The 7,573-nt window shown below is 57.5% G+C and carries 9 protein-coding genes; 6 read left to right on the top strand and 3 right to left on the bottom strand.

Features of this window, described 5'->3' with window-relative positions:
• Positions 1-1,385: thioesterase domain-containing protein (locus tag AC5ZFO_RS33515; RefSeq protein ID WP_496123041.1), on the top strand; the 1,385-nt coding region annotated here is incomplete at its 5' end.
• A 432-nt stretch (positions 1,386-1,817) separates the two neighbouring features.
• Here the strand turns inward: AC5ZFO_RS33515 and AC5ZFO_RS33510 are convergent.
• The gene (locus tag AC5ZFO_RS33510; protein WP_282524869.1) at positions 1,818-2,390 is read right to left on the bottom strand and encodes a molybdopterin-dependent oxidoreductase; all 573 of its coding nucleotides are present in this window, start codon (positions 2,388-2,390) and stop codon (positions 1,818-1,820) included.
• Positions 2,391-2,449: 59 nt separating this feature from the next.
• On the opposite strand from AC5ZFO_RS33510, the gene AC5ZFO_RS33505 reads away from it, so the two are divergent.
• Positions 2,450-3,808 (top strand): hypothetical protein, encoded by a 1,359-nt coding sequence (locus tag AC5ZFO_RS33505; RefSeq protein WP_496123040.1) that lies wholly within the window; start codon positions 2,450-2,452, stop codon positions 3,806-3,808.
• Between the two features lie 90 nt (positions 3,809-3,898).
• Here AC5ZFO_RS33505 and AC5ZFO_RS33500 read toward each other — a convergent pair whose 3' ends face one another.
• Complete coding sequence (locus AC5ZFO_RS33500) at positions 3,899-4,258, bottom strand: hypothetical protein (protein WP_496123039.1); 360 nt, start codon at positions 4,256-4,258, stop codon at positions 3,899-3,901.
• A gap of 74 nt (positions 4,259-4,332) precedes the next feature.
• Complete coding sequence (locus AC5ZFO_RS33495; protein ID WP_496123038.1) at positions 4,333-4,902, bottom strand: hypothetical protein; 570 nt, start codon at positions 4,900-4,902, stop codon at positions 4,333-4,335.
• A gap of 242 nt (positions 4,903-5,144) precedes the next feature.
• Here AC5ZFO_RS33495 and AC5ZFO_RS33490 point away from each other — a divergent pair, with 242 nt between their 5' ends.
• From AC5ZFO_RS33490 to AC5ZFO_RS33475, 4 genes are all read left to right on the top strand, one after another.
• The gene (locus AC5ZFO_RS33490) at positions 5,145-5,483 is read left to right on the top strand and encodes a helix-turn-helix transcriptional regulator (RefSeq protein ID WP_282524865.1); all 339 of its coding nucleotides are present in this window, start codon (positions 5,145-5,147) and stop codon (positions 5,481-5,483) included.
• A complete protein-coding gene (locus AC5ZFO_RS33485) occupies positions 5,473-6,753 on the top strand; it encodes a type II toxin-antitoxin system HipA family toxin (RefSeq protein WP_282524864.1) in 1,281 nt (426 codons plus the stop codon). Before AC5ZFO_RS33490 ends, AC5ZFO_RS33485 begins: the two co-directional genes overlap by 11 nt.
• 20 nt (positions 6,754-6,773) lie before the next feature.
• Entirely contained in the window at positions 6,774-6,956 is a 183-nt protein-coding gene (locus AC5ZFO_RS33480) for a hypothetical protein (protein WP_282524863.1), read from the top strand.
• A 67-nt stretch (positions 6,957-7,023) separates the two neighbouring features.
• Complete coding sequence (locus AC5ZFO_RS33475; RefSeq protein WP_282524862.1) at positions 7,024-7,227, top strand: hypothetical protein; 204 nt, start codon at positions 7,024-7,026, stop codon at positions 7,225-7,227.
• Positions 7,228-7,573 lie beyond the last annotated feature (346 nt).

The following is a 7,573-nucleotide window of genomic DNA, read 5'->3' as shown; positions in this document are numbered from 1 at the left end:
GCATCGAGCCGGGCGAGATCGTCGCGCGGCTTTGCGAGCACGCCTGGGTGCGCGAGGCGGTGGTGGTGGCGCGCCAGAACGGCGCCGGCGACAAGCATCTGATCGCCTATGTGGTCTGCGCGCCCGAGGCCGGCTCGGACGAGGGCGATGGAGGCGGGCTTGCGGGCGCCTTGCGGGCGCACTTAAGTGCGCGGCTGCCGGACTACATGGTGCCGAGTGCGTTCGTGCGGCTGGCGGCACTTCCGCTGACGGTGAATGGCAAGCTCGATCGGAACGCGCTGCCGGACCCGGCCGATCAGGCCTATGCGCTGGCGGCCTATGAGGCGCCGCAAGGTGCGGTCGAGACGGCGCTGGCGCGGATCTGGGCCGAGCTCCTGGGTGTCGAGCGCATCGGGCGCAACGACCACTTCTTCGAACTGGGCGGCCACTCGCTCTTGGCCGTGCAGATGCTCAGTCGAGCATTAAATCTTGGGCTGAGTTTTAGCGCCACCGACCTCTTCCGAGCGCCTGTTCTGAAGGAGCTTGCATCGAAGATTCGTTTGCAGATGCCGCCCAGTAACACGGCGGTGATTCCCGTTCGACTGACCGGATCGCAGCCACCTCTCTTCTTTGTCCCAACAGGTTTTGGGGATTGTTCGTATGTCTTCGGTTTGGCGACAGAAATGGATGCAGACTGCTCGGTCTACGCTCTGCCATGGCCCCCTTTCGATGACGTTCGTCCACCGACTCTTGAGGCGATGGCCGCGGAGGTGATTTTTGCGATTAAACAAATTCAGCCACGCGGCCCATACCGCTTTGCTGGATACTCATCAGGCGCAATCCTGGCTTATGCAATTGCCGAGCAGTTACTGAGTGTTGATGAAGTTGTGTCATTCATGGCGTTCATCGATGTTAGTCTACCTGCGGCTTCTTCAAACGGATCACTAAAGAATTTGGCGCGAGAATTTGTTTTGGATCGTTGTGGAATCTTGCGCGATGAGTATCACGAGATTTTGGAACGCGACACCGAACAATGTTCCATCTCTGAGTTGCTTGAAAAGGCGCAGCAAATAGGAGCGTTAGCTCCAGATCACGATCTTCACAGTGACATTTCGATGTATCAAAGGGCCTCGATATTTCACCGCGCGCTGCAGTCTTATCGCGTTCCCTCGCTCCCGATTGAAATACACCAGTTTTATGCCAGTGAGCCTCTCATCAGTCGGTTATCAGCTGACAAACAACCTGATCGCGAGTTACCAAAGCAGGGCTGGGACCGGGTTGTGAATGCGGGGGCTATTCATGCTGTACCCGTTCCAGGCAACCACGCGACAATGGTGAACCATCCGGAAAACCGCCGAGTTCTGGCTCGATCCATTTCAACGGCCTTGATCGGGGCTGTTGAATAGATTCAAAGGCCTTTCCCAGAAGCGAGCGAACTCATGGCGCTCCTGGATGGCAACAAAATTGGTCGCGTACGCAATGACGCTGCAGCCCTGTTGGCCGGGCCAGCATCCTTCTTCATCAGCCGGTAGACGCGCTTGGCATTGACGGGATCGTGGCCGGCGGATCAACTCGCTGAGGACGGCTACATGATCGGTGCCGACCGGGTGTCAGGAGCGCGCGTTTTATCGACGCGGAAGGGCATGATAACTCATATATCAACGAGGCATCGATCAGGCGCGCCGCCGACGAACACCGGCTAGACGTACTGTCCCTGAGCAAGGTTTGTTTCGGGACGACCCGCTTTATTCGACCGTGTTCGTCTGGCTCATGCGTAGAGAGTAATTTGTAAGGCCGCTCGGATTGGACGCCAGTGACTAGCCCTCGCGCTGGTGCGGCTATTGCGGTGAAGATTTGATGATCCGCAGCAAGTTGAGTTGTTTGACCCAGCGGCTACGACGACCTTCTTGAGGTGAAATGACCTGGAGAGGACCGGTTCCGCTCGGCAATGGGGAGCCATCTTGCGCATCAGCCACCAGGAACGTGCCGTTATCAAATTCAGGAAGAGAAATAATTGCGACGAAACCGTCAGCGCCTTGAACGTGGAGATATTTTGCGACGTCGGCACCTTTCAGATCTTGCTTGAGCGGCACCCCTGCTTTGTTCAAAAGGGCAGCCAGATCAACTCCTGAATAGGTCGTATTTTCCCCGGCCGAATCCGTGACGGTGATCGATGTGTGAGGAAGTGCCTGAAAATCGGGTTCAGAGAAGAACAGTGGCGTCGTCACTTGTCCATCTACCGTCAAATAAGCAGATGACGTTGCAGTCTGCGCCTGCGCGCTTGCCGCAAAGAGGAAAAGGAGAAGCGCCGTACGTTTCGTACAGAACACGATCGTGATCCTCCCTTTAAAGGTCAGGCCTACGCCCAAGCTCTGCCCGAAGCTTACCGGCGAATCAATTCGGGCTTGCAAAGGCAGATTCCCGCTGTAATTGTAACGGAATAAAATGGTGCGTCAGAGGATAGAGGCTCATGCGCGTTATTCAACATTTAGGAAGTCGTATATTCCGCAACGTCCTTTTTGCGACCACGATCACATGCCTTGCTCCGACACATGGACATGCGGCAAGCGGTTGTGCTCCCGGATCGACTTGCCTGTCGGTGACAGGGAAGGGCGTTCCGGCTCCTGAGCCGGCCCCTTTCATTGCGCAATGCACCGGGGTCTTCCCAGACTTCGTCACGCCATCAGCGATGGTACCCAGTGCTGGTCCGTGGTTCAAACTGTCCCAATCGTATCCTACGGCTGTCCCGGCGAACGACGCAACGTGGTCGAATATCGACTTCAAGGACGGAGTGACGGGCGCCAATGCTTACCTCTATGCTCTGCGAGACTATGCATTTGATGGCATGATCGATGCCGACTTCAAGCCGGAAGCCAATAACGTTCGGCCCTGGTTTCACATGCCGCTGATGAATTTTGGACCGCGTGCACGAGAGCCGATGCGCGGCTTGACGTCAGAACGATCTGTGACCGGACCGGAGCTCGGTCTCAAGCCAGGAGTGACCATTCACAATTATGCGGTCGGCTTCTACAATGCAGCAGGTGCCGTCACGATCGGACAGGTCTTGGGGGGCGCCTCGCCCGATCTGGCAAAGGCTCAATTCCCCCAAGGGGCAATGACCTTCAAGATCTTGTTCAGCGACGTTACCGCGAATGACTTCCAGGGTTCCGACGTCTTGTCGGGTGCTCCGCAGTGGACGATCCGAACAGCAGCCGGCCCCCAAACCGTGCGCCTCATGCAGATGGACGTCGCCGCGGTGGATAGTCGCTCGCCAACCGGGTGGGTCTTCGGGACTTTTGCTTTTGACAGCAATGCAACTGATACGTCGCCGTGGCGGAGGCTCCGGCCCGTAGGCCTTTCGTGGGGAAATGACTTCGGCTTCACACCCGCTGATCAGCAAGCAGGCAAGAAGCTGACCGAAACCACGATCTCGGACCAGGCGCCTGCTTACTCAGCCTCCCATTTGGGATGGGCGGGGCGCGCGAACGGGCCGGTCGACAATCCGATTTCGGGGTGCTTGAGCTGTCACAGCACCGCCCAATCGCCGTCGGCGCCTATTACATTTTCGAACGCCTGTACAACGGACGCTCAGAAGATGCTCTGGTTCAGAGACCTGAAGGGTAATCAGCCGTTTGGAGGCGTGGATGCAAGCTGCAATCCCATCACCAGCGCACCTCCGCCGAAGCCTCTCGACTTTTCACTCCAATTATCGGTCGCAGTCCAGAACGTGGTGCAGTTTGGCGATGCCAATCCGTGTTCGCCATCGGCCTCTATCATGAACCTTCGGGTCGACGACCATCCCGGAGAGCACCCGCGCATTGCTCGCTAGCGCCAATCATTGAAGGGTTGGAAGAGCGCTTCCGCAAGATGGTTCTTCTCAACGACGTGCTGCGACATCTTCGTCGCAGCACGGTTGGCATCAAGCTGTCAGGTCTTTGAGAAAGTCCTTCTCGGAATAGGTCTTGGCGTCGAGCCCGAGAAATTTCGAACTCAGTTCGGGATTTCTCGCGATCGTCTGCAACTCTTCGATCTGCGGTGGGGTTGCAGACAGAAATCCAGCAAGCCTATGTGCTCGCTCGACTTCACCCGCATATAATGCCGTGTGCTGAGCCCACTGGAGCTTGAGCTCCTGCTCGAAGCGGGCGTCCACGTGCGGACGTGCAATAATGAGCTCTGCCAGCAAATCGGCCTCAAGAAAGGCACCTGTAATTCCCTGGGCGGTGACCGAGTCCTTGTGAGACCAGGCATCGCCAATGAGACGCGCTTCGGTGTCTGGCATGCCGCGAATGAACGATAACGCCCTTCGGAAGCCCTCATAGAGCGTGGCCTGGGGCGGAAGCGTGACGAAGTTTGCTATTCGAGTTGCTGCTTCGCGCAGAAAACGTTGGGGAACAGCCTTGTAACTGTCGAGAGAGCCGCCGGTCGCTGAATGACGTAGATCATGTCTCCGTCTGTGGTGGGAAAACGAACCAAGAATTGGAGTGATTCCTGGCTGCCAAAGCTGCGCGGAGATCGGCGATCCGCGAGGGCGGAGCTGGCGCTACTCATATCCGAGGTCTTGCCGAAGGGAGTTGAGAGCTTCGAATTGATGGAGGGCATTTGGGTTGCGCATCCTCGGTACGTGCTCCCGTGGCCGCTGTCCCGCAGGTGATCGTGATGCTCTTCCAAATTGGCGAGCAGAATACCGCGACTGGAAAGGCGGAAGATATCGACTTTGCTACGCCGGCAACCGGGACAGAGCCAATTCTGTTCGACAAGAGCCCAATTCTGATTGAGGTCGAAACCCTTCGCACCGTGTCTGAGAACGGCAGCCTTGGTCGGCGAGCGTCGAAGGGCGCCAGAAGGCGAGTTCGACAAGCCACATGCGGCTCGGTCCCGTTCGAATTCAGGCTCAATTTCAAAATCGCCGGATATGGCTGCCATGAACGTTTTTCAATCGTTTGTGTTCATGCTATGTTCCCGGGTCGATTCCGTAATCCGGCGCCTTTGAGGCGCCATCTGGGATTGATGGCGTCCTCGCCAGCTCCTTGATTTTCTGGAACCTGGACGGTCCATTAATGGACCATAAGGGCTGATCTGGTCTTTTTATGCACCAGCCAGTTGAAGATTTTGCGGCCTTGGTCTATATATGATCCATGAAGAACGTGACGATCGATTTATGAACCATGGCTAAGATCCACCATCCCATTTCTGCCTATGCAGCCGATGCTGCGGTGCTGCTTGGACAGCTCCTGCGCAAGGCCCGCATAGAACGGAAGATGAGCACGCTCAATGTCGCGGAGCGGGCAGGAATCTCGCGCGGGCTGCTGCGGCGCGTAGAGGCAGGCGACCCGCGATCCACCATTGGCGCTGTCTTTGAGGTCGCTGCAATTGTCGGCGTCAGGCTGTTCGACGTCGAGCAGGCGACAATGTCTCAGGCGATCGAAAGCAATCGCGAAGTCATGACGCTTCTGCCTAAATCCATTCGTGCCCGGCGGGGTGAAGAGGTCAAGGATGACTTCTGATCCCAAATTCACCGAGGCTTATGTCTGGGCTTGGCTACCGGGCCAGACGAAACCGGTTGTTGCAGGCCTTCTGTCGGTGCGTGGCGAACAGCTCCTTTTCAACTATGGACGGAGCTATATCGAGCGCAAGGACGCCATTGCGCTTTACCAGCCCGAATTGCCGCTCCGGAGCGGAATCCTTCCGCTTCTTGCGGGTCTGAACATGCCGAACTGTATTCGCGACGCCGCTCCCGATGCCTGGGGCCGGCGTGTGATTCTCAACCGGAAGTTCGGCGCCCGTGGGAAAGAGATTGACGCGGGCAGTCTTGATGAGCTGACCTTCCTCCTCGAGTCAGGGTCGGATCGCATCGGCGCGCTCGATTTTCAAGCCTCGCCTTCCGCCTATGTCGCACGTGAAGGCGAGGGCGCCTCTCTCGATGAGCTTTTGAATGCGGCGGCGCTCGTCGAACAAGGAGCGCCGCTGACGCCCGAGCTCGACCGGGCGCTTTTCCACGGTAGCTCCATTGGCGGGGCGCGCCCGAAAGCGACGATTACTTCCGATGATAAGAAATTCATCGCGAAGTTTTCTTCGCAAACCGACCTCTATAGCGTGGTGAAGGCAGAATTCATCGCAATGCGCTTGGCCGCGGCGGCCGGGCTTCGCGTCGCGCCTGTGAGCCTTCAACGTGTGGCGGGCAAGGACATCCTCCTTATAGAGCGCTTCGATCGTGCGAAGGCTAACGGCGGATGGCACCGCAAGGCCATGGTATCCGCCCTAACATTGCTTGAGCTGGACGAAATGATGGCCCGGTACGCCAGCTACGAACAGCTCGCCACGACCATCCGCCACCGTTTTACGGAACCCAAGGAGACGCTACGGGAGTTGTTTTCGCGCATTGTCTTCAACGTGCTCTGCGGCAACACGGATGACCATGCCCGAAATCACGCAGCCTTCTGGGACGGCACGAATCTGACGCTCACACCTGCCTATGATATTTGCCCGCAAAGCCGCACGGGCGGCGAGGCTACGCAAGCGATGCTTATATTGGGCCAGGATCGACACAGTCAGATTAGGCTCTGCCTAAAAGGCGCGCCGTCGTTTCTTCTCAACGAGGCGGAAGCCGTCGCGATTGTCGTGCATCAAATCAAGGCCATCAAGGAGTGCTGGTCAGCTGTTTGTGACGAAGCAGCGCTTGGACAAGTGGACCGAAATTTGTTTTGGCGCCGCCAGTTCCTCAATCCTTACGCCTTCATTGGCGCGCCGCAGGCCATAACAAGCCTGGTCAGCTAGTTCGATCGGAGACCAAACACATGAGCGACAAACACGCGATCGAAGTCTTCCAGGATCTCTCCATCCTTGGTCCCGAAACCAAGCGTGCAGAGCTGCGGGAGGCGCTTATTGCCGCGGCAGCAACGCCATGGGAGCGTGGGATAGACGCGGAGACCATGCCCTCAAGCTCGTCATTGAATATGAGTTCGGGCTTGATTTGTTGAAAGCCTACGATTCCCAGCGCGCGTGATGGCTTTTCCAGTCTCCGACATCGTGACGCGGGGCCCGGCGGTGCTGTGCCTCGACACCTGCATTATCCTCGACATCATGCGCGATCCGACGCGGGACAACGCCAATCCAGCGGATCGGCTCGCTGCGCTTTTGATTCTGTCCGCATTGCAATCGACGTCGCAGATCGTGGGTTTGCTTGCCGAACAGGTGCAGGTGGAATTCATGGAGCACGTTAAGAGCTTTCGAAATTGCGTGAGCGGTTGAGACGCCTCGATGCGATTAATGTCGCACTTGGCGGGCACGGCGTGGCCGATATCAGCCATTACGATAATCATGTGTCTCGATCGAAGGTGATTGCGGAGCGCGCGACCACCCCGGTACCTCAAGCCGACGAGACTACGTCCCGCGCCTTCAAACGGCTGAACGAGGCCCGGACGCCCGCAAGCAAGGGCTGAAACTGCGTTGTAATTGAGAACTTCTCTCGCGGCCGTGGCAGAGCTGAGCAAGGCGGGCCTGGCGTCAGTTGTCGTCTTTGCATCCTCAAACACGAAAGACTACGCCAGTGAAGTTGGACGCGCCCTAAGAACGGATCTCGCCGCCGAGTTCGCTG

Source organism: Bradyrhizobium sp. Unk1 (genome assembly GCF_059512345.1).
This window is presented reverse-complemented; position numbering and strand designations above follow the sequence as displayed.

Coding starts and splice junctions, on each gene's coding strand:
- AC5ZFO_RS33505 (WP_496123040.1), top strand. CDS start 2,450: ATGCGCGTTATTCAACATTTAGGAAGTCGTATATTCCGCAACGTCCTT.
- AC5ZFO_RS33500 (WP_496123039.1), bottom strand. CDS start 4,258: ATGCCAGACACCGAAGCGCGTCTCATTGGCGATGCCTGGTCTCACAAG.
- AC5ZFO_RS33495 (WP_496123038.1), bottom strand. CDS start 4,902: ATGGCAGCCATATCCGGCGATTTTGAAATTGAGCCTGAATTCGAACGG.
- AC5ZFO_RS33490 (WP_282524865.1), top strand. CDS start 5,145: ATGGCTAAGATCCACCATCCCATTTCTGCCTATGCAGCCGATGCTGCG.
- AC5ZFO_RS33485 (WP_282524864.1), top strand. CDS start 5,473: ATGACTTCTGATCCCAAATTCACCGAGGCTTATGTCTGGGCTTGGCTA.
- AC5ZFO_RS33480 (WP_282524863.1), top strand. CDS start 6,774: ATGAGCGACAAACACGCGATCGAAGTCTTCCAGGATCTCTCCATCCTT.